The 18,202-nt window shown below is 63.1% G+C and carries 17 protein-coding genes; 6 read left to right on the top strand and 11 right to left on the bottom strand.

Annotated features, from left to right (window positions below):
• Positions 1-16 precede the first annotated feature (16 nt).
• Together ABWW33_RS30710 and ABWW33_RS30705 are read right to left on the bottom strand one after the other, a co-directional pair.
• Positions 17-265, bottom strand: coding sequence for a hypothetical protein (locus ABWW33_RS30710; RefSeq protein WP_353405251.1), 249 nt, complete (start codon positions 263-265; stop codon positions 17-19).
• Positions 266-331: 66 nt separating this feature from the next.
• The gene (locus ABWW33_RS30705; RefSeq protein WP_176654044.1) at positions 332-1,732 is read right to left on the bottom strand and encodes an L-cystine transporter; all 1,401 of its coding nucleotides are present in this window, start codon (positions 1,730-1,732) and stop codon (positions 332-334) included.
• Between the two features lie 278 nt (positions 1,733-2,010).
• Here ABWW33_RS30705 and ABWW33_RS30700 point away from each other — a divergent pair, with 278 nt between their 5' ends.
• Positions 2,011-3,726, top strand: coding sequence for a methyl-accepting chemotaxis protein (locus tag ABWW33_RS30700; RefSeq protein WP_353405249.1), 1,716 nt, complete (start codon positions 2,011-2,013; stop codon positions 3,724-3,726).
• Here ABWW33_RS30700 and ABWW33_RS30695 read toward each other — a convergent pair.
• The 6 genes from ABWW33_RS30695 to ABWW33_RS30670 are packed head-to-tail and all read right to left on the bottom strand — an operon-like array spanning position 3,723 to position 10,918.
• Entirely contained in the window at positions 3,723-5,087 is a 1,365-nt protein-coding gene (locus ABWW33_RS30695; protein ID WP_353405247.1) for a sensor histidine kinase, read from the bottom strand. The genes ABWW33_RS30700 and ABWW33_RS30695 overlap by 4 nt on opposite strands.
• Complete coding sequence (locus tag ABWW33_RS30690; RefSeq protein WP_353405246.1) at positions 5,084-6,523, bottom strand: sigma-54-dependent transcriptional regulator; 1,440 nt, start codon at positions 6,521-6,523, stop codon at positions 5,084-5,086. Before ABWW33_RS30690 ends, ABWW33_RS30695 begins: the two co-directional genes overlap by 4 nt.
• A gap of 14 nt (positions 6,524-6,537) precedes the next feature.
• Positions 6,538-7,752 (bottom strand): ABC transporter permease, encoded by a 1,215-nt coding sequence (locus ABWW33_RS30685; protein WP_353405245.1) that lies wholly within the window; start codon positions 7,750-7,752, stop codon positions 6,538-6,540.
• Positions 7,749-8,987 (bottom strand): ABC transporter permease, encoded by a 1,239-nt coding sequence (locus ABWW33_RS30680; protein WP_353405243.1) that lies wholly within the window; start codon positions 8,985-8,987, stop codon positions 7,749-7,751. Before ABWW33_RS30680 ends, ABWW33_RS30685 begins: the two co-directional genes overlap by 4 nt.
• A 9-nt stretch (positions 8,988-8,996) precedes the next feature.
• A complete protein-coding gene (locus ABWW33_RS30675; RefSeq protein WP_176653551.1) occupies positions 8,997-9,659 on the bottom strand; it encodes an ABC transporter ATP-binding protein in 663 nt (220 codons plus the stop codon).
• Positions 9,660-9,670: 11 nt separating this feature from the next.
• The gene (locus ABWW33_RS30670; protein WP_353405241.1) at positions 9,671-10,918 is read right to left on the bottom strand and encodes an efflux RND transporter periplasmic adaptor subunit; all 1,248 of its coding nucleotides are present in this window, start codon (positions 10,916-10,918) and stop codon (positions 9,671-9,673) included.
• Positions 10,919-11,248: 330 nt separating this feature from the next.
• Between ABWW33_RS30670 and ABWW33_RS30665 the strand changes: the two genes are divergently transcribed.
• Positions 11,249-11,392: a hypothetical protein gene (locus tag ABWW33_RS30665; protein ID WP_353405240.1), complete on the top strand. Its 144-nt coding sequence runs from the start codon at positions 11,249-11,251 to the stop codon at positions 11,390-11,392.
• Here the strand turns inward: ABWW33_RS30665 and ABWW33_RS30660 are convergent.
• Positions 11,370-11,933, bottom strand: coding sequence for a GNAT family N-acetyltransferase (locus ABWW33_RS30660; protein WP_353405239.1), 564 nt, complete (start codon positions 11,931-11,933; stop codon positions 11,370-11,372). The two genes, ABWW33_RS30665 and ABWW33_RS30660, sit on opposite strands and share 23 nt — an antisense overlap.
• 117 nt (positions 11,934-12,050) lie before the next feature.
• Between ABWW33_RS30660 and ABWW33_RS30655 the strand changes: the two genes are divergently transcribed.
• Positions 12,051-13,253 (top strand): DUF418 domain-containing protein, encoded by a 1,203-nt coding sequence (locus ABWW33_RS30655; RefSeq protein WP_353405237.1) that lies wholly within the window; start codon positions 12,051-12,053, stop codon positions 13,251-13,253.
• Between the two features lie 36 nt (positions 13,254-13,289).
• Here the strand turns inward: ABWW33_RS30655 and ABWW33_RS30650 are convergent, their stop codons facing one another.
• Positions 13,290-13,886: an IMPACT family protein gene (locus tag ABWW33_RS30650; RefSeq protein ID WP_353405236.1), complete on the bottom strand. Its 597-nt coding sequence runs from the start codon at positions 13,884-13,886 to the stop codon at positions 13,290-13,292.
• A 74-nt stretch (positions 13,887-13,960) separates the two neighbouring features.
• Positions 13,961-14,275 (bottom strand): NINE protein, encoded by a 315-nt coding sequence (locus tag ABWW33_RS30645; RefSeq protein WP_353405235.1) that lies wholly within the window; start codon positions 14,273-14,275, stop codon positions 13,961-13,963.
• Positions 14,276-14,419: 144 nt separating this feature from the next.
• Between ABWW33_RS30645 and ABWW33_RS30640 the strand changes: the two genes are divergently transcribed.
• The 3 genes from ABWW33_RS30640 to ABWW33_RS30630 all read left to right on the top strand — a co-directional run bounded on the left by ABWW33_RS30640 (position 14,420) and on the right by ABWW33_RS30630 (position 18,069).
• The gene (locus tag ABWW33_RS30640; RefSeq protein WP_353405234.1) at positions 14,420-16,402 is read left to right on the top strand and encodes a helicase-related protein; all 1,983 of its coding nucleotides are present in this window, start codon (positions 14,420-14,422) and stop codon (positions 16,400-16,402) included.
• Positions 16,403-16,569: 167 nt separating this feature from the next.
• Positions 16,570-17,718, top strand: coding sequence for an acyltransferase family protein (locus ABWW33_RS30635; protein WP_444551022.1), 1,149 nt, complete (start codon positions 16,570-16,572; stop codon positions 17,716-17,718).
• Between the two features lie 81 nt (positions 17,719-17,799).
• On the top strand, positions 17,800-18,069 hold the full coding sequence (locus tag ABWW33_RS30630) for a hypothetical protein (RefSeq protein ID WP_353405233.1): 270 nt from the start codon (positions 17,800-17,802) through the stop codon (positions 18,067-18,069).
• Positions 18,070-18,202: the final 133 nt, after the last annotated feature.

Below are 18,202 nucleotides of genomic sequence, written 5' to 3'. Positions count from 1 at the left end.
GCCTGCGTTTTTACGCCTATTGATTCGTGGCCGGCGGCGGATTTTGTGCCGGCGGTGGTGTCGTGGCCGGTGGCGTGGTGTTGTCCGGCGTGGTGGCCGGTGGCGTCGTGTTGGCCGGTGGCGTGGTTGCCGGCGTGGCCGGCTCAGGGCTGGTCACGCTCGGCGTCGGCTGGTCGGCGGGGCGCTTGTTGCAGCCCCCCAGCAAAGCGACCGACATGGCCGCGCCCAGTAAAAGACGGGAGGTAAGGGTGAGGGTAGTCATCATTTTTTCCTTTCATTACATGGAAAAAATTAGACCCGACGCACCACCGGCGGTTCCCTGTTTTTTCGATCAGGCGGCCTGGCGCTCGCTGTCGATGGGCAGCTCGGCGTCGTTGTTGAAGACGGCCAGGTCGGTTTCGCCCAACACCCGGCTGGCGACGGTGCCGGCGGTGATCGAGCCGCTGACGTTGAGCGCGGTGCGGCCCATGTCGATCAGCGGTTCGATCGAGATCAGCAGGCCGGCCAGCGCCACCGGCAGGTTCATCGACGACAGCACGATCAGCGCGGCGAACGTGGCGCCGCCGCCGACGCCGGCCACGCCGACCGAGCCGATGGTGATGATGGCCAGCAGCGGCGCGATGAAGCCCAGCGTGAACGGATCGACGCCGACGGTCGGCGCGATCATCACCGCCAGCATCGCCGGATAGATGCCGGCGCAACCGTTCTGGCCGATGGTGGCGCCGAACGAGGCGGCGAAATTGGCGATGCCTTCCGGCGTGCCCAGGCGCAGCGTCTGCGTCTGCACGCTCATCGGGATGGCGCCGGCGCTGCTGCGCGAGGTGAAGGCGAAGGTCAGCACCGGCAGGATCTTCCTGGCGTAGCGCGCCGGGTTCAGGCCGGCGCCGCCGACGATCAGCAGGTGCACCAGGAACATCAGCAGCAGCGCGCTGTACGAGGCCAGCACGAAGTCGATCAAGTGCAGGATGTCGGCGTAGCTGGAGGTCGACACCACCTGCGCCATCAGCGCGAACACGCCGTACGGCGTCAGCCGCAGCACCAGCGTGACGATGCGCATGACGATCGCGTGCGCGACCTGGATGAAGTGTTCGAACGCGGCGAAGATCTGCGGCTTCTTGTCGTGGATGCCGGTGGCGGCGATGCCGATGAACACCGAGAAGATCACCACCGCGATGGTCGAGGTCTTGCGCCCGCCGGTCATGTCGAGGAAGGGATTGGCCGGGATGAAGCTCAGCAGCATGCTCGGCAGCGAAATCGCCTGCGCCGCCTCGACCTTGCCTTGCAGGTAGACGCCGCGCGCGATGTCGGCCGCCGAGGCGGTCAGGCCGACGGCCGTCAGGTGGAACACCTTGGCCATGGCGATGCCGATGGCGGCTGCCGCCAGCGTCGTGAGCATCAGCGTGCCGATGGTCAGCGCGCTGATCTTGCCCAGCGAGTTAATGCCCTTCAGCTTGATGATGGCGGAAATGATGGACACCATGATCAGCGGCATGATGATCATCTGCAGCAGCTTGACGTAGCCGGAGCCGACGATGTCGAGGTAGTCGCCGGTGAGCTTCAGCTCGGCCGAACTGGCGCCGTAGAGCGCCTGCAGCGCGGCGCCGAGCACCACGCCCAGCCCCATGCCGGTGAATACGCGCACCGAAAAGGATGCGTGCCGGCGCTGCAGCGCGTACAGCAGGCCCAGCAACACCAGTGCCGCCAGCAAGTTGAGAATCACGTTGATCGCCATCGTCTGCCCTTCGCTACGAAAATAAATAGTCATTGATCGTCACCTTGGCGTGCCGTTGGTCTTACCAGCCGGTGACGGAATTGCTTATTTTAAAGGTGTTACTGCATATAAAGTCCGCCAAAATCCCTTTAAAGTCGAATATTTGGCTATATCGATATGAGGTTTCCGCCTGTCCGGCTCAGTGGTTTTTGTATGTTTGCCCTCGGAAATTTTACAAAACCAACTTAAGTGTTGGCGTACAATTTGTTACATAGGCTTCCAACCGCAGGAGTGTTCGTATGACGATCGCAAACATGAAAGTCGGTACCCGTCTCAGTCTTGGTTTCGGTTTGGTCTTGACGCTGTTGGTGCTCATCGCCACGCTGGGCGTGTTCAACATGAGCACGATTCATGCCAAGCTCGACAATATCGTCAACACGAACGTGGCCAGGACCGACCTGGTGCAGGAGATGTCGGAGGCGGTGCATGTGGCGGCGCGCGTGACGCGCACCGTGGTGCTGCTGACCGAGCCGGGCCATATGCAGGCCGAACTGGCGCATCTGACCGCCGCGCGCGCCGGCTACGGCAAGGCGAAGGAGGCCCTGGAGAAATTCCCTGCGTCGGACAAGGACACCGCGCTGCGGGCCCGCATCGAGGCGGCGGCGCAGGAAGCGCGCCCGCTGACCGACAAGGTGCTGGCGCTGGCGCTGGCCAACCAGGATGCCGAAGCCACCGAACTGCTGATGAAGCAGGCCGCCCCGGCCACCCAGCGTTGGCAGGACGCCATGGATGACTATGCGCTGCTGCAAAAAGAACAGAACCTGGCCGATACCGCCGCCGCCAGCGCCGCCTACGAGCGTGCGCGGCTGCTGATGCTGGTGTTGAGCGGCATCGCCATCGCGATCGGCGCCGTGGCCGCCATCGTCATCGGCCGCACGCTGCTGCGCCAGTTGGGCGGCGAGCCCGATTATGCGGCCGCCGTCGCCGGCCGCATCGCCGCCGGCGACCTGACGGTGGTGGTCGATACCCGCGGCGACGACAGCCACAGCATGCTGCACGCGATGAAGATGATGCGCGACGCCCTGGCCGGCATCGTCACCGAAGTACGCTCCGGCACCGAGACGATCGCCGCCGCGTCGACCGAGATCGCCAGCGGCAACCAGGATTTGTCGACGCGCACCGAACAGCAGGCCAGTTCGCTGGAGGAGACGGCCTCGTCGATGGAAGAGCTGACCAGCGCGGTGCGCCACAACAACGACAACGCGCGCCAGGCCAACCAATTGGCGCAGTCGGCGTCGGCGGTGGCGCAGCAGGGCGGCGCGGTGGTGTCGCAGGTGGTCGATACGATGGGCGCGATCAACGATTCGTCGCGCAAGATCGTCGACATCATCGCCGCCATCGACGGCATCGCTTTCCAGACCAATATCCTGGCGCTGAACGCCGCCGTCGAGGCGGCGCGGGCCGGCGAACAGGGGCGCGGCTTCGCCGTGGTGGCCTCCGAGGTGCGCAACCTGGCGCAGCGCTCGGCCGTGGCGGCCAAGGAGATCAAGGAGCTGATCGGCAATTCGGTGGAGAGGGTGGAGATCGGCAGCAAGCTGGTGGAGCAGGCCGGCCAGACCATGAACCAGGTGGTGTCCAGCGTGCAGCGCGTGACCGACATCATGGCCGACATCGCCTCGGCCGGCGACGAGCAGAGCGCGGGCATCGAGCAGATCAACCAGGCCGTCAGCGAGATGGATACGGTGACGCAGCAGAACGCCGCGCTGGTGGAGGAGGCCGCCGCCGCGGCGGAAGCGATGCAGCAGCAGGCGGCCAACCTGGAGCGCGTGGTGAGCGTGTTCAAGGTCGATCGCGAGCAGCGCAGCGCGCCGGCACCGAGCAAGCCTGCGCCAGCGGTCAAGTCCTTGCCCGCGTCCGCGCGTCCGGTGGTGCGGACTGCCGCCGCCAAACCGCAGAAGCGCCTCAGCGCTGTGCCGGCCGACACGGGCGGCAGCGGCGACTGGGAAGAGTTTTAAGCGCCGGCTGCCGGCCGCAGCCAGATATCGAAGCGGGTGCTGCCGTCGCCGGTCGCGGCCAGGCGGTAGGGGAAGCCGTGGCGGTTCAGTACCTCGCGCACAAACAGCAGGCCTATGCCCTGGCCGCCTTTCTTGGTGGTGAAGAAGGGCGTGAACAGCTGGCGCGCCGGCACGTCGCCCAGGCGGTTGCCGCTGTCGATGACCGACAGGCGCAGGCCGTCGCCATCCTGGCCCAGCGCGAATTCGATGGATGCCGGCTGCGGTCCGCCGTCCGCCGCTTCCATCGCGTTTTTCACCACGTTGAGCAGCGCCTGTTCCATCAGGTGGCGGTCCATGGCGACGGCGGGCACGTCGTCGCAATGCCGCCAGGCGATGCTGATGCCGCGGCTGCGGCAGGGCTCGCGGTACAGGTAGAGGATGTCGTCCATCAAGTCCTTGACCGCGACCGGGCGCAGTTCCGGTGCCGGCATCTTCACCACGCGCGTGAAGCGCTCGATGAACTCGCCCAGGCTGACGTTGCGGCGCTTGACGGCGACGATGGCGGTGCTGAAGTCTTCGCCGTCGCGCTCGGCCAGCTGGCTGCGGTAGTACAGCAGCGAATCCAGCACCGAACCGGTGGCGGCGACGGTGTTGTTGACCTCGTGCGCCAGCACGCGGATCAGCTTGTCGTAGGTGGCTTTTTCCGAGCTTTCCAGTTCCTGCGTCAGTTCCTCGATCAACAGGAAATGGCGGGCGAAGCCGCGGTCGTAGAAGTGGCCGCGCTGGCCACGGTAGCGGCGGCCGTCGGTGTCGGTCAGCAGCTGGCTGTCGCCGGGCGGCAGGGCGTCGAGCTGCGCCAGCAGGCTGGGATTGCCGCCGGCCGTCTGCGCATCGCCGGCCAGCGGCGGCAGCCATGCGGACAAGGGCTTGCCCTTGGCGTCGTCCAGCTTGAGCAACGCCTGGGCGCTGGCGTTCAGCAGGCTGATGCGGCCGTCGAAGTCGAACACGACGACGGCGCTCGGCGTGGCTTCCAGCAGGCGGTCGAGGAAGCCTTGCTGTTCGCCGATCTGCAGGCGCTCTTGATACAGCGCACCCAGCATGGTGTTGAACAGCTGGACCAGCTCGTTCAGCTCGACGTCGCCGCTTTGCTGCAGGCGCGCGGCGTAGTGCTGGTCTTGCAGCAGGTCGTGGAAGTGGCGGGTGTAGCCCAGCGGTTCGAGCGCGCGGCGCATCAGCAGCACGCCAGCGGCAAAGCTCAGGAACACCGCCGCTTCCAGTCCCAGCATCAGCCACGGCGCGTCGCGGAACAGCGTGATCGTCAACCCGAGGAACAGCAGGTGAGCGGCGGCCAGGTAGGCGTACAAGCGCCGGCGCAGGCTCATGGGCGCGATTCGCCGGTTTCAGCCTGGTCGGCGTCGGCGCCGAGGCCGTGACGTTCCAGCCGCCGGTACAGGGCCGTACGGCTCAGGCCCAGCGCCTTGGCCACGCGCGAGATGTTGCCCTGGTGCTGCTCCAGCGCCTTGGCGATCATGTGGCGCTCGACCTGTTCCAAGGTCATGCCGTCCACGCCCAGCCGCTGGCCGGGGGCGCCGATCGCGCCGCCGTTTTCGTGCTGCTCGGCGGCGATGAAATCGGCCTGCTTCAACTCGCTCCTGCCGACCAGCAGCAGCGTGCGTTCCAGCGTCTGCTTGAGCTGGCGGATATTGCCCGGCCATGGCTGCGCGCTGAGCCAGTCCAGCGCGGCCGGAGCGATGCTGGCCGGGCCCAGTCCGTAGCTGGCCGAGACCTGGCCGATGATGTGCCGCGCCAGCAGCGGAATGTCGCTGCGCCGCTCGCGCAGCGGCGGCAGGCGTATCGTGATCAGGTTCAGGCGGTAGAACAAGTCCTCGCGGAACTCGCCGCTGGCCACCAGCTCGGCCAGCTCGCGGTTGGTGGCCGACACCACGCGGATGTCGGCCCGCTCGGTGCGGCTGGCGCCCACCGCCTGGTAGGTCTGGTCCTGCAGCACGCGCAGCAGCTTGACCTGGTCCGAGCGGTTCAGTTCACCGATCTCGTCGAGGAACAGCGTGCCTTCATGCGCGGTGGCGACGTGACCCTTGCGGTCGCTCTTGGCGTCGGTGAAGGCGCCGCGCACGTGGCCGAACATTTCGCTCTCGAACAGCGACGGCGTGATCGCCCCCATGTTGATCTTGACGATGGCGCGCGCGGCCCGCGGGCTGTTGCGGTGGATGGCGTCGGCGATCAGCTCCTTGCCGCTGCCGCTCTCGCCCAGTATCAGCACCGGCGCTCTGGTGGCGGCCACCTGGCCGATGGTGGACAGTACCTTCAGCAGGCGCGGGTGCTCGCCGACGATGCCGCTGAAATCGAACTGCGCGTCGAGCGCCTGGCGTGTGGGGCAGGCGGCGGGCGCCGGCGCGGCCGTCTCCAGCGTGGTGCGGATCAGCGCCATCAGCTGGGCGTTGTCCCAGGGCTTGGTGAAGAAGTTCGCGGCGCCGGCCTGCACGCCCTTGACCGCCAGCGCGATCGAGCCCCAGGCCGTCATCAGCAGCACCGGCAGCGCGGGCTGGGCCTGCTTGATGGCGGCCAGCAGCTGCAAGCCTTCCTCGCCGCTGGTTTGCAGCGAGAAGTTCATGTCCTGCAAGACCAGGTCGACCGGCTGCCGCGCCAGCGCGGCCAGCGCCTGCTGCGGATCGTCGCAGCACAAGGTGTCGAAGCCGGACTGCTTGAGCAGCAGGGCCAGCGACACCTGTACCGCGCTATCGTCGTCGACGACCAGGATGCATGGCTTGTCGGATGATTCTTTGTGGGATGATTCCATTGATTCAGACTGGCCTATTCGTAGTGCAGCGCTTGTGTCGGACTGAGGCGCGCGGCGCGCCAGCCGGGGTAGAGCGAACAGAGCAAGGATAGCAGATAGATCACACCCGCCGATAGCGCCGCCGCCATCAAAAACACCGGCCAGTTCAGGTTTTCGCCCAGCACGCCGGTCAGCGGCAGCTGCACCAGCAACAGCAGCGCGATGGCGATGGCGCCCGAACTGAGCAGCATCTGCTCGGCGATGATCTGGCGGTAGATGTGGCCGGCGTCGGCGCCGACAGCGCGGCGCAGGCCGATCTCAGGGATGCGCTGCGTGGTGTTTTGCCACAGCACGCCGAACAGGCCGAAGGCGACCATCACCAGCAGAAAGGCGGCGATCACCGACAATATCATCAAGGGCACGCTCTGCAGCTTCAGCATCGAGGCGCGCGCATCGGCGACCGGTGTGATGGTGTAGCTCCAGTCGCTGTGCAGCAGCTTCAGCTGGCTGTTCAGCTTGGTTTCAAAGATGCGCGGCGTGCCCGGCTTGACCTTGATGGCGATGACGTTCAACTGGTACTTGTCGGCGGCCTGGCCCAGACGCACCAGCATCATGTTGACCGGTGCCATGTATTCGCCCTGGTTGCGGAATTCCTCCACCACGCCGCTCACCTTGAACAGTTCTGGCGCGTTCTTCGGGCCGTCCGAGTGATGTCCTTCCGCGAACACCTGGCCGACCGCCGACTTTCCGGGGAAGAGCGCGTCCGCGAGGCGGCGGTTGATCACCACCGGCGTGATGGCGGCGCCGTCGTCGGCCCTGGAAAACCAGCGTCCCCCGGCCAGCTTCATGCCGGCGATGGCGGGGAATTCGTCGTTGACGATGATCATGTTGCTGTTGAGCTGACGGCTGCCGTCGGGCAGCGAGAAGTCGCTGGTCATGCGCGACGATTCGTAGACGGGGAAGCCGGAGAAGCCGACGTCCTCGACTTCCGGCAGCGCGCGCAGGCTCTGGCGTATGGTCTCGTAGACCGCCGGATCGGTGCCCACGCCCTTGTTGTCGCGGGTGTTGATGAGGACCGACCACATCGGCCGGTAGTCGAAGCCGACCGGCAGCTCATACAGCTGGCGGCTGCGCAGGGCGAAAGCGGCGATGCCGAACACGATGACGAAGGCCAGCAGGATTTCCAGCGACAGCATCATATTGCGCGACTTGCGCTTCCAGATCAGTTTGAACAAGTGGCGCAGCATCATGCGGCTCCTTTCAGCGCGTGGACGGGATCGAGACGGGACATCTTCCAGGCCGGCAGCACGCCGGACAGCAGGCCGAACACGGTGGCCAGCAGTACGCCGCAGCCGAACACGGCCAGGTTGAGCTCGACATGCAGATAGGGGATCAGGCCCGAGCCTTCCAGCCACCACAGCACCACGCGCGCACACAGCAGGCCCAGCATGCCGCCGACCAGACACAGCAAGACGTTCTCCAGCACCAGTTGCTTGACCAGGTGCGCGCTGGTGGCGCCGAAGGCCTTGCGCACGCCGATCTCGCTGCTGCGCTCGAGGATGCGGCCGGTGTTCAGGTTGACCAGGTTCAGCGCCGGCAGCAGCATGAACAGCAGCATCAGCGTGGCGATGCCGGCCAGCAGTTCGGTGGCGCCGGAGTCGGAGCCTTCCTTTTGCAGCAGCATCCGCGCGAACAGGCCGAGCTTGGTATCACCCCAGAAGTGGGCGATGTTGTATTCCTTCGGATCGCTGAACACCACGGTGGTGGCGGCATGCTCGATGTCCCGCTGGATGCGCGGCAGGTCGGCCGCATTCTTCGCCAGCACCAGTGCGATGAAATTGCCGTCCTCCTGGTTGCGGTATTCGGTGGACGGGTAGGTGGTGACCGGCGCCCAGATGTCGGCGTACGAATTGATGTGCAAGGTGTCTTCGACCACGCCGATGACGGTGAAATTCTGGCCGCCGACGCTGATCTTCTGGCTCAGCACCGGCTGGCCGGGGAACAGCTTGCGCGCGGTGCTGGCGTTGAGCACGGCGACGAAGCGGCCTTGTTCAACATCGGCCTGGTCGGGCACCCGGCCCTGCAGCACCTTGAAGTCGAGGATCTTCCAGTATTCGGCATCGGCGCGGCGCATCAGTAACTCGGTGACGCGGCCGTCCTGGTAGACGGAGACGGTTTCCGGCGCGGTCACTGCGGAGACGGTTTCGACGCCGGGCAGCGTCTTGAAGTACTTGTCGATGATCTTGTAGCCGAGCGGGCTACGGCGCACGCGGTGGTTGTCGGTATGGCGCGACTCGATCAGCATCGATTGCACGAAGCGGTCGCTCTTGCCTTCGACGCCGGTGGGGTAGAAGGTGTTTTGCAGCAGCGCGGTGACCACCAGCAGCACGACCAGGGTCAGTACAATGCACAACAGGTTGATCGCGGTGAACAGCTTGCGGCGCATGAAGACCTTCCAGGCGGTCAGCAGATAATTTCGGAACATGCGGACTCCTTAAGCGACCAGCTGGCCGTCGAACACGCGCACGATGCGGCCGGCGCGCCGGGCTTCATGCTCGTCGTGGGTGACCATCACCACGGTCGTGCCTTCGCTGTTGAGCTTGAGCAGCAGGTCCATCACTTCCTGGCCCATTTTGCTGTCGAGATTGCCGGTCGGTTCGTCGGCCAGCAGCACCTGCGGCTGGCCGACGATGGCGCGGGCGATCGCCACGCGCTGCTGCTGGCCGCCCGACAGCTGGTTCGGATAGTGGTCCATGCGGGCGCCGAGGCCGACTTTTTCCAGCGCCTCGCGCGCCAGCCGCTGGCGCTTCTTGGCCGACATGTCGCGGTACAGCAGCGGCAGCTCGACGTTGTCGATCACGCGCAGGTCGTTGATCAGGTGGAAGCTCTGGAAGATGAAGCCGAAGGTGCTGTTGCGCAGCTTGGCCACGTGCTTGTCCTTGTACGAGGCGACCGGTGCGCCGCCGACATGGATGGCGCCGCTGCCGGGACGGTCCAGCAGGCCGATCAGGTTCAGCAAGGTGCTCTTGCCGCAGCCGCTGGGGCCCATGATGCAGACGAATTCGGATTTTTCGACGTGCAGGTCGATGTCCTTCAGGGCCAGGGTCTGGACCTTGTCGGTCTGGTAGGTCTTGCTGACGTTTTGCAGGCGTATCATATGCTCTCTCCTTATTGGGCCACGCGGATGCTGTCGCGATCCTTGTAGCGGCTGGTGTCTGAAATGATGAGGCGGTCGCCGGCGCGCGCGCCGGACAGGATTTCCACGGACTTGCCATCGCTGGCGCCAATGTTCAGTGTGGTCTTGCGCGCGATGCCGTCGCGCACCACGAAGATGTCTTGCGGGCCGCGGCCGTTGAAGGCGGGGCCGTTGTCGGCCAGCAGGGCGTTGCTCTTTTGTTCGGTGACGATGTTGACCTCGACCCGCAGCTTGTTGCGCAGCATAGGGTGGCTGGGTTGCGCCAGCGTGACCAGCAGCTTGACGGTGCCGTTCTGGATTTCCGGCAGGATGGTCTGCACCGTGCCGTCCAGCCGCACGTTGCCTTGTTCGATGCGCACCGGCTGGCCGGCGCTGAGCGCGCGGGCGTGGAAGTCGGACAGCGAGGCTTCGACCTTGTAGTTGCTCAGCTCGGACACCTTGGCCACCAGCTGGCCGGTGGCCAGGCTGGCGCCTTCGTCGGCCAGCAGCCAGGTCAGCATGCCGGCGAACGGCGCGCGCACCTGGGTTTGCGCCAGCAGCTGTTCCTGTTGCTGCAGCTGCTTTTGCAGGATGTTCTTTTGCAGCCGCGCGCCTTCGATGCTGGAGGAGGTGACGCGCTTGCTGTCCTCGATCTGCTCGTGCTGCTGGCGCAGCTGGATCTCGTTGCGCTTGACGTTCAGTTCGGCCGTCAGCAGGTCCTCGGCCGACACGCCGCCGGCCTTGCGCAGGGTTTGATAGCGGCCCAGCTTGACGCGGGTCGCCTGCAGGTCCAGCTCCAGCAGTTCGATGGCGCTGACGATCTGCTTGCGTTTCTGTTCCATTTCCAAGGTCAGCGCGAGGATGCGGTTTTCCTGCTGCGCCAGCTGCTCCTTGATGCCGTCGATGGCGAGGATGATGGTGCGGTTGTCCAGCTCCAGCAGCAGTTCGCCTTGCTTGACCTGCTGGCCCAGCTTGGCGTAGACCCTGGACACGCGGGTCTGGATCGGGCTGGAGACGAGTTCCTCGTGGACCGGGATCACCAGGCCGGAAGCGTTGATGGTGTTGGCGATATTGCCGACGCGGACTTCCGCCAGCAGCACGCTGGCCGCGTCGACGCTGGGGCTGACGACGCGGTTAAGGCCCCAGGCCGCCGCGCACAGCGTGGCGAGCACGGCGGCGATGACGATGGCCGTCCTGCGGTTGCGGCGGGAGATGATTGTCGGGCTGAGCGCCTGGTCCATGTGGATGCGATGAGTGAGTTTGCGTTGCTCCCTCTATTGCAAGCCCCGTGCCACGCGGTTGATATAAAGACAAAACCATATAAATCAAAGGCATAGCATGAGTGAGCCGGGCGCTGCCGCATGCAGCGCATGCCCGTCTCCGCCCAACATCGTCCGTATCCGGACACCCTTGAAAGGATAGGCCATGGACCTTCTTCAGTTTCTGGCTTGGGCCGTTGTACATATGAGGCTGTCGAGGATAATGCTACTATCAATTTTGGTAGCCATGGTTTCTGCATTTATCTTCGCCGAAGCCCATTATCTCATCGGTAGATCATGAGGGCGTTCATCATGAAAAATCCACTTGAATCGTTTTTTGAATACGTCGCGGTTCGCGAGCAGCGTGAGCGCCTGATGACGTGGCTGACCGCGATAGCGGTTGTCCTTGGTGTAGGCTATACAATCGCAGTAATCATCTATTTGGCCACGCATTAGCTAAATACTTACTCATGCTGGTGTAGGCGAAATCCTGGCCGTCAATGTTGAACATGGCGGCAATTTCGCCGGTCTTTTGGAAGCCGTTGCGTTCGTAGAGCTTGATGGCGGGCGCGTTCACGGACAGCACCTGCAAATCTATCCATTCCAATCCTGCCGATTCCTGTGCCCACTGCGCCGCGTGCGCAATCAAGCGGTTGCCCAATCCCTGTTTGCGATGCTCCCGGTCCACGCCCATGCCAAGCAGGCAGCGATGACCGGTGTAGCGTTCCGCATGGGCGCGCAGGTCGATGTGGCCGGCGATGCGGCCTTCGCCGTCGCGTGCCACCCATACTCGCCGCCAACCCGTCATCCCGACTTCGGTCGCCATGCCGGTCTTGAACGCCTCGGCCTTGTCGGCAGGGAAGCGCGAGTCGTCGCGCGACAGCGGCTGGAAATAGGCGGTACCGTCCCGGACGTTGTCGGACAGGTGGTCGTTGAGGTAAAGAAGGAAAGCGGCGAAGCCGGCCGATTCCAAGGCTTCGATGTGCAGTGGATTCATGCCGCGATTGTAGCGTGGCCGGCGCCGTCAGCGGCTGAGAGATATTAGTTGTGTTTATTGAAATCGTTTTCATCTACACTATGCGCTCCTATTCACTGCCAAGGTTGACGGAACATAATGACTACAAACACCTCCCGCCTGGATGTCATCGACGCTTTGCGCGGCTTTGCCATTGCTTCGATATTGCTTCTGCATAACATCGAGCACTTCGACTTCTATTTCCTCCCGACCGGCTTGCCCGCCTGGCTGCAGGCTGTGGACAAAACAATCTGGGACAGCCTGTTCTTCCTGTTCGGCGGCAAATCCTACGCGATCTTTGCGCTGCTGTTCGGCATGACGTTCTACATCCAGAATCGCAACCGGGAACTGCGCGGCGAAGACTTCCGCCCCCGCTTTGCCTGGCGACTGGTGTTGCTTCTGGGATTCGGCATATTCAATTCAATGTTTTACCACGGCGATATCCTGAGTATTTATGCCGTATTGGGATTGGCGCTGATACCGGTGGCGCGGCTGCGCAGCGGCGTGGTATTGGCGATTGCGGTATTTCTGTTGCTGCAGCCTTATGCGTGGATTGAATTTTTCCAGGCATTGCCTGCGCCAAACGAAAAACTCGCAGACCCAGCATCCTGGGCCTATTTCGGCCGTGCTGAGAAATATATGGCGCATGGATCGGCATTCCAGGTGTGGTGGGGTAATTTAACCAACGGGAAGATTGGTGTTATCCGCTGGAGCTGGGAAAATGGCCGCATATTCCAGATTCCGGCTTTATTCATGTTGGGTATGCTGGCTGGGCGAAAAGAGCTGTTTATTCCATCCGACGCGAATAAGTTGTTTTGGCGGAAAACACTGCTGACAGCGGCGCTGGCATTTATTCCGCTGTACCTGCTGAAATCCAATCCGGATGCCTGGCATATAGGCGAAGCCACCCGTCGCCCGCTATTGGTAATTATTACCTCCTGGTCGAACCTCGCGTTTATGGTGGTCCTGGTATCCGGATTTACGCTACTGTCTTATTCCGGAAATTGGCTAGGAATATTCTCGCCACTAGGCCGTATGAGTCTGACCTGTTATGTGACGCAATCCGTTGTCGGTACATTGATTTATTATGGATTCGGCCTGGGCATGTATCAATATACCGGCGCCAGCTTTGCCTTGACGATAGGCGTGGTACTGGCCTTGCTGCAGCGGCAGTTCAGCGTGTGGTGGCTGCGCAGCCACAAGCAGGGGCCGCTTGAAACGCTGTGGCACAAAGCCACCTGGGTCGGTGCCCGTAGTGAAACCATGCCAAATATTGGCGTGAATATACCAAAAAATGGCTAGGGAAGGGCGAGCGGCGGATATGGCCGCTCGCCGCCTTTATTCGTCGTCGGGGGAGATCCATTGAATGCGGCCGTGACCGGCCTCATTCAATCGGTGGACCAGCTGTGCTGCCGCGCTATCGGGCAGGCTGAGCTCGAATTGAACTTGATCTGAATGAATGACATTATCGAGATGGGCGCCGGCAGATTCTATTTCCCGGCGCACCATGCCCTCCATCGCATAAGGCGCGGTGCAGGTCAGGTAATGCAGCTTGATAATGGCGACTTTATCGGCTTTTAATAATGCCTGGGCCACGCTGTCGGTATAAGCGCGCACCAGGCCGCCTGCGCCGAGCTTTACCCCGCCGAAATAACGGACCACGGTCGCCAATACACCTTCCAGATCCTGATGGCGTAATACATCGAGCATCGGCCGGCCGGCGGTTCCACTGGGTTCGCCATCATCGACGGCAGCTGATTGACCGCCCGCTAATAATGCCCAGCAAACGTGGGCGGCACCTGGATGTTGCGCCCATAATTCCGCCACCACTTTTTGCGCTGCAGCCCGGTCGGCCATAGGCTGGACGCAGGCGATAAAGCGGCTTTTTTTAATCAGCAATTCGCTGTGGACGGGTGTGGCGATAGAGAAGGGCATGGCGGGGATTTCTGGCACGACGGCGGTGTAAACCGGGCCATGGTGCCAGAAATCGGAGAGAAAGACAAAGCGTCTTAGCGGTTGGTAATGCGCAGGCCGTCGCTGTCGGTGAAGTTGCCAATGACGATGATAATGAAGTCGATCAGCGCCCAGATGCCGAAACCGCCAAAGGTGAGCAGCATCAAAATGCCGGTGCCGATTTTACCGGCATAGAAGCGGTGCACGCCCAGGAAACCAAGGAAAAAGCACAGCAATACGGTGACGACGAAGTCCTTGTCGGATTTGGGGGCGCCGGATGCGGTGACGTGTTGCGGCGCGCCGCAATGTGGGCAAGAAGGAGCCGTTTCGTGAATTTCTTTACCGCAGCCGCGGCAGAATACCATGCCCATTTTTTCCTTTTGTAGGTTTAGTTGATGAAATGATGGACGGGGCTGGCAGCCCCGGCGGAGCATTATAGGTGGCCTATAGGCAATGCTTTCTCTCCAACTGTAACGATCTGCTAAAATCCAGGGCCATCACCCGAGTATTGAGATATGAGCAATTCCTCCCCCGCGACCCACTTGCCCGCCACGGACAGCGATCAGGGGGAAGACGACGACCTGATGCGCCGGCTCGGACTGGCCGCCAAGGGCATCGTGCTGGCGCGCCAGGAGGGCCGGGTGTTCCTGCGGCTCAGCGGCATCATCGAATATGGCGGCCTGAAGGTGCCATACGACCTGGTGCCGGCGCAGGGCGTGCTGGCCAAACCGTCCAAATGGCGCAAGATGGATACGGACACCCGCTCGTCGCTGCTGCGCGAGCGCGCCAGCGACGAGGTGATCGCCGAGCTGCACGGCTTCGTCAGCGCTTTCGTGACGGAAATGTCCGACGCCTGCGACGACTGCGGGCTCGACGCGCAACCCTTCCTGGGCGCGCTGGCCGACATGCAGATCTCCGAGCCGGCCGGCACCGTGTTCGACCGCATCCGCCAGCGCCTCGAGCATGCCGTCGAGCGCGAGATGGAGGAGCAGCACGCCGAGCGCACGCGGCAAAGCATCAACCTGGCCGAATATCCCGCCTCGTTCGACGTGGCGCGGCGCATGAAGCGCAAGTTCATCGCGCTGCTGGGGCCCACCAATTCCGGCAAGACCCACCAGGCGATCGAAGCGCTGGCCAAGGCGCCCAGCGGCGTATATCTGGCGCCGTTGCGGCTGCTGGCGCTGGAAAACTATGAACGCCTGCAGGGCATGGAGCAGCACGGCAAGCCGCTGAAGGTCAGCCTGGTGACCGGCGAGGAGCGCCGGCTGGTGGCGGGCGCGACCCATGTCGCCAGCACGGTCGAGATGCTCGACACGCGCACGCCGGTGGATGTGGCCGTGGTCGATGAAATCCAGATGCTGTCCGACCGCGACCGCGGCGCCGCCTGGACCGCCGCCGTGTGCGGCGCGCCGGCGCATGTGGTGTACCTGGTCGGCGCGCCGGAAGCGCGGCGGGCGATCGAGGTGCTGGCTGCGCGGCTGGAGTGCGAGCTGGAAGTACACGTGCTCAAGCGCAAGGGGCCGCTGTCGATGGAGGCGTCGGCCGTGCGCAAGATGAGCAACCTGCGCCGCGGCGACGCCGTGATTTGCTTTTCGCGCCGCGAGGTGCTGATGTGGCGCGACATGGTGACCGAGCTGGGCCTGTCGGTCGCCACGGTGTACGGCAATCTGTCGCCGGAAGTGCGGCGCGCGCAGGCACGGCGCTTCCGCGACGGCGCCGCCGATGTGGTGGTCGGCACCGATGCGATCGCGATGGGCTTGAACATGCCGATCGCGCGCATCATCATGACCACCACCGTCAAGTACAACGGCTACGAAGAGGAAGAGATTCCGGCCGCGCTGGCGCGCCAGATCGCCGGCCGGGCGGGGCGCTTCGGCGTGCATGAGGAAGGGCTGGTGGCCGGCTACGACAACGAGACGCACAAGGTGATGCGCTCGCTGCTGCAGGAAAAACCGGTGCCTTTGAAGACCACCGGCTTTGCCGTCGCGCCGACGCTGGAGCATCTGCACCGCATCTCGTCGGTGACCAACGAGCACGGCCTGGCCAAGCTGCTCAAGCGCTTCGTGCACAACATCGACGTGCCGGACGGCTTCTTTTATCCGCGCATCACAGAGGACCAGTTCGAGCGGGCCGCGTGGCTCGATACGCTGGAGCTGACGGTGGCGGAAAAGTTCGCGCTGTCGCTGGTGCCGATCTCGTCCAAGGTGCCGTCGCTGCAACGCGCGTGGGAGCATTGGGCGACCGCACTGGCGGCCAAGAAGATCACGCCCATCAAGCCGGAGCAGAACCCGCTGCACTTCATGAACCTGCAGGAGGTGGAGGATGCGTGCCGGCTGTATTCGGCCTATGCGTGGCTGGCGTATCGCCAGCCCGAATATTTCCCCGACACGGAAGCGGCGCAGCAGCTGTCGCGCCAGGCTTCGGAGCGGGTCGACTCGATCCTGCAGGATCAGAACTCGGCTGCGCGCAAGCGGCAACCGAAGAAGTTCCGCCGATGAAGGCGGTTTACAACTCCTGCATTGACTCCCGATTGGTTGTCGATACTGTAATTTTGAGAATTACATCTCGGTAACTTGCGCCACCGATTTCCCAACCTCGGCTATTATGGCGCCCGGCCGGCAAATCACTAGCAATTTGCTTGCCTGGCGATGCTGTGGAGGAATAAATGCATATGGCAAAAATAGGAATGAATTTGGTCGCAGGGAGAATTTCGAGAACAACGGAGGCGGTTTCGCCTCAGTTTGGCCTCATTAACTTGTTGAAAGCGGGAGCGGCGCAGCTGATCGTCCTGCATCACCTGGCGTTTTATGGCCCGATGGCCGATCACGTCCGCCCCCTGTTGCCCGCCTTGATCGACTGGCTGGGTACCAGCGCGCGCATTGCCGTACAGGTATTCCTGGTCATCAGCGGTTTTCTGGTTGCCAAATCGCTCACTCCCTCTGGTTATCCTGGACTTCGCGATCCCTTGGGGGCGATCTGGCGGCGCTATGCCAAGCTGGCGCCTCCCTTTATTGTGGCGACGCTGCTTGCCGTCGTGGCCTCCGGCGTGGCCCGCACATGGATGACACATGATTCGATTTCGGCGCCGGCGACCTTGAGCCAGCTGGGCGCGCATATGCTGCTGCTGCACGGCGTGCTGGGCTACGAGTCCCTGTCGGCCGGCGCGTGGTATGTCGCCATCGATTTTCAGTTGTATGCGCTGATCGCCTTGACGCTGTGGCTGGCCGGGTTGGTCGCGGGCAAACGCCCATGGCTGTGGCTGATGCCTGTGGTGATCGCGTCGGGCATTATGTTCTCCCTGCTGTATTTCAATCTGGATGCCGACTGGGATAACTGGGCGCCGTATTTCGTCGGCAGCTATGGCCTTGGCATGATGGCTTGGTGGGCGAGCGATGCACGCCGCAAGCCGGGTGCTGTGTTCCTGCTCGTGCTGATGGCGCTGGTGCCCGCGCTGGTCGCGCTGGTGGTGGACTTTCGCAGCCGCATCGCGCTGGCGCTGGTGGTCGCCTGCGTGTTGTTCCTGTTCGGCCGCGTAAAAACCGCTTCGGACGGCCAAGGATGGGCTGTCGTCAACGGCCTGGGCCGGATATCGTATTCGGTATTCCTGATTCACTTCCCTGTGTGCCTGCTGGTGAACGCCATGTTCACCCAGTTTGCTCCCGCCGAGCCGCAATGGCAGGCCATGGGCATGCTGGTCGCGTGGGCCTCCAGCCTGTTAGCCGGCGCCTTCTTCTTCGAATGTGTTGAAACTCCGCTGGGTCGCGTCTTCCAGTCGACTGCGCGACGTGTTGTTGTGCGGCCGTTGCCGGCGTAGGCCTTTGCCAGCCGCGCGTGTTGGACATACAATTGCGGCCGACCGGGATTTTTACCTCGGATTGGATAAAAAAGGAAAATAATGAGTTTGCCGCAATATATTACGATCAACGGTACTTCCTACGCATCCGAGAAGCTCAGCGATGCCGCAAAAATGCAGGCAGTGAATGTCCAGGTAGTGGATGCCGAGTTGGCCCGCCTGCAGCAGCAAGTGGCAATCGCCCAGACCGCGCGCAACACCTATGTCGCCGCGCTGATCGAATCGGTGAAAGGCAAGGGCGAAGCCGTCGCCGCTGAAAAGCCAAAGAAGCCGCGTGCGCCACGCAAGGCCAAGGCCACGGCGGAAGCTTGATAAGATTGGTTGTAGCGAACGAAAAAAGCCCACGAGTTGAAGATCGTGGGCTTTTTTTATCTCTATTGCATCCAGGGTGACGAGCTAGAGAGATGGTTTGCCGGGGCCTTGCTATCTTTATCGCCCCGATCGG

Source organism: Duganella hordei (genome assembly GCF_040369125.1).
In the GTDB taxonomy this organism is placed as follows: domain Bacteria; phylum Pseudomonadota; class Gammaproteobacteria; order Burkholderiales; family Burkholderiaceae_D; genus Rugamonas; species Rugamonas hordei.
The sequence above is the reverse complement of the archived record's forward strand: the minus strand, read 5'-3'. Positions and strand labels throughout refer to the sequence as shown.

Bases quoted from the DNA above. Each gene is read 5' to 3' on its own strand.
- ABWW33_RS30710 (WP_353405251.1), bottom strand. From the start codon at position 265: ATGATGACTACCCTCACCCTTACCTCCCGTCTTTTACTGGGCGCGGCC.
- ABWW33_RS30705 (WP_176654044.1), bottom strand. From the start codon at position 1,732: ATGGCGATCAACGTGATTCTCAACTTGCTGGCGGCACTGGTGTTGCTG.
- ABWW33_RS30700 (WP_353405249.1), top strand. From the start codon at position 2,011: ATGACGATCGCAAACATGAAAGTCGGTACCCGTCTCAGTCTTGGTTTC.
- ABWW33_RS30695 (WP_353405247.1), bottom strand. From the start codon at position 5,087: ATGAGCCTGCGCCGGCGCTTGTACGCCTACCTGGCCGCCGCTCACCTG.
- ABWW33_RS30690 (WP_353405246.1), bottom strand. From the start codon at position 6,523: ATGGAATCATCCCACAAAGAATCATCCGACAAGCCATGCATCCTGGTC.
- ABWW33_RS30685 (WP_353405245.1), bottom strand. From the start codon at position 7,752: ATGATGCTGCGCCACTTGTTCAAACTGATCTGGAAGCGCAAGTCGCGC.
- ABWW33_RS30680 (WP_353405243.1), bottom strand. From the start codon at position 8,987: ATGTTCCGAAATTATCTGCTGACCGCCTGGAAGGTCTTCATGCGCCGC.
- ABWW33_RS30675 (WP_176653551.1), bottom strand. From the start codon at position 9,659: ATGATACGCCTGCAAAACGTCAGCAAGACCTACCAGACCGACAAGGTC.
- ABWW33_RS30670 (WP_353405241.1), bottom strand. From the start codon at position 10,918: ATGGACCAGGCGCTCAGCCCGACAATCATCTCCCGCCGCAACCGCAGG.
- ABWW33_RS30665 (WP_353405240.1), top strand. From the start codon at position 11,249: ATGAAAAATCCACTTGAATCGTTTTTTGAATACGTCGCGGTTCGCGAG.
- ABWW33_RS30660 (WP_353405239.1), bottom strand. From the start codon at position 11,933: ATGAATCCACTGCACATCGAAGCCTTGGAATCGGCCGGCTTCGCCGCT.
- ABWW33_RS30655 (WP_353405237.1), top strand. From the start codon at position 12,051: ATGACTACAAACACCTCCCGCCTGGATGTCATCGACGCTTTGCGCGGC.
- ABWW33_RS30650 (WP_353405236.1), bottom strand. From the start codon at position 13,886: ATGCCCTTCTCTATCGCCACACCCGTCCACAGCGAATTGCTGATTAAA.
- ABWW33_RS30645 (WP_353405235.1), bottom strand. From the start codon at position 14,275: ATGGGCATGGTATTCTGCCGCGGCTGCGGTAAAGAAATTCACGAAACG.
- ABWW33_RS30640 (WP_353405234.1), top strand. From the start codon at position 14,420: ATGAGCAATTCCTCCCCCGCGACCCACTTGCCCGCCACGGACAGCGAT.
- ABWW33_RS30635 (WP_444551022.1), top strand. From the start codon at position 16,570: ATGCATATGGCAAAAATAGGAATGAATTTGGTCGCAGGGAGAATTTCG.
- ABWW33_RS30630 (WP_353405233.1), top strand. From the start codon at position 17,800: ATGAGTTTGCCGCAATATATTACGATCAACGGTACTTCCTACGCATCC.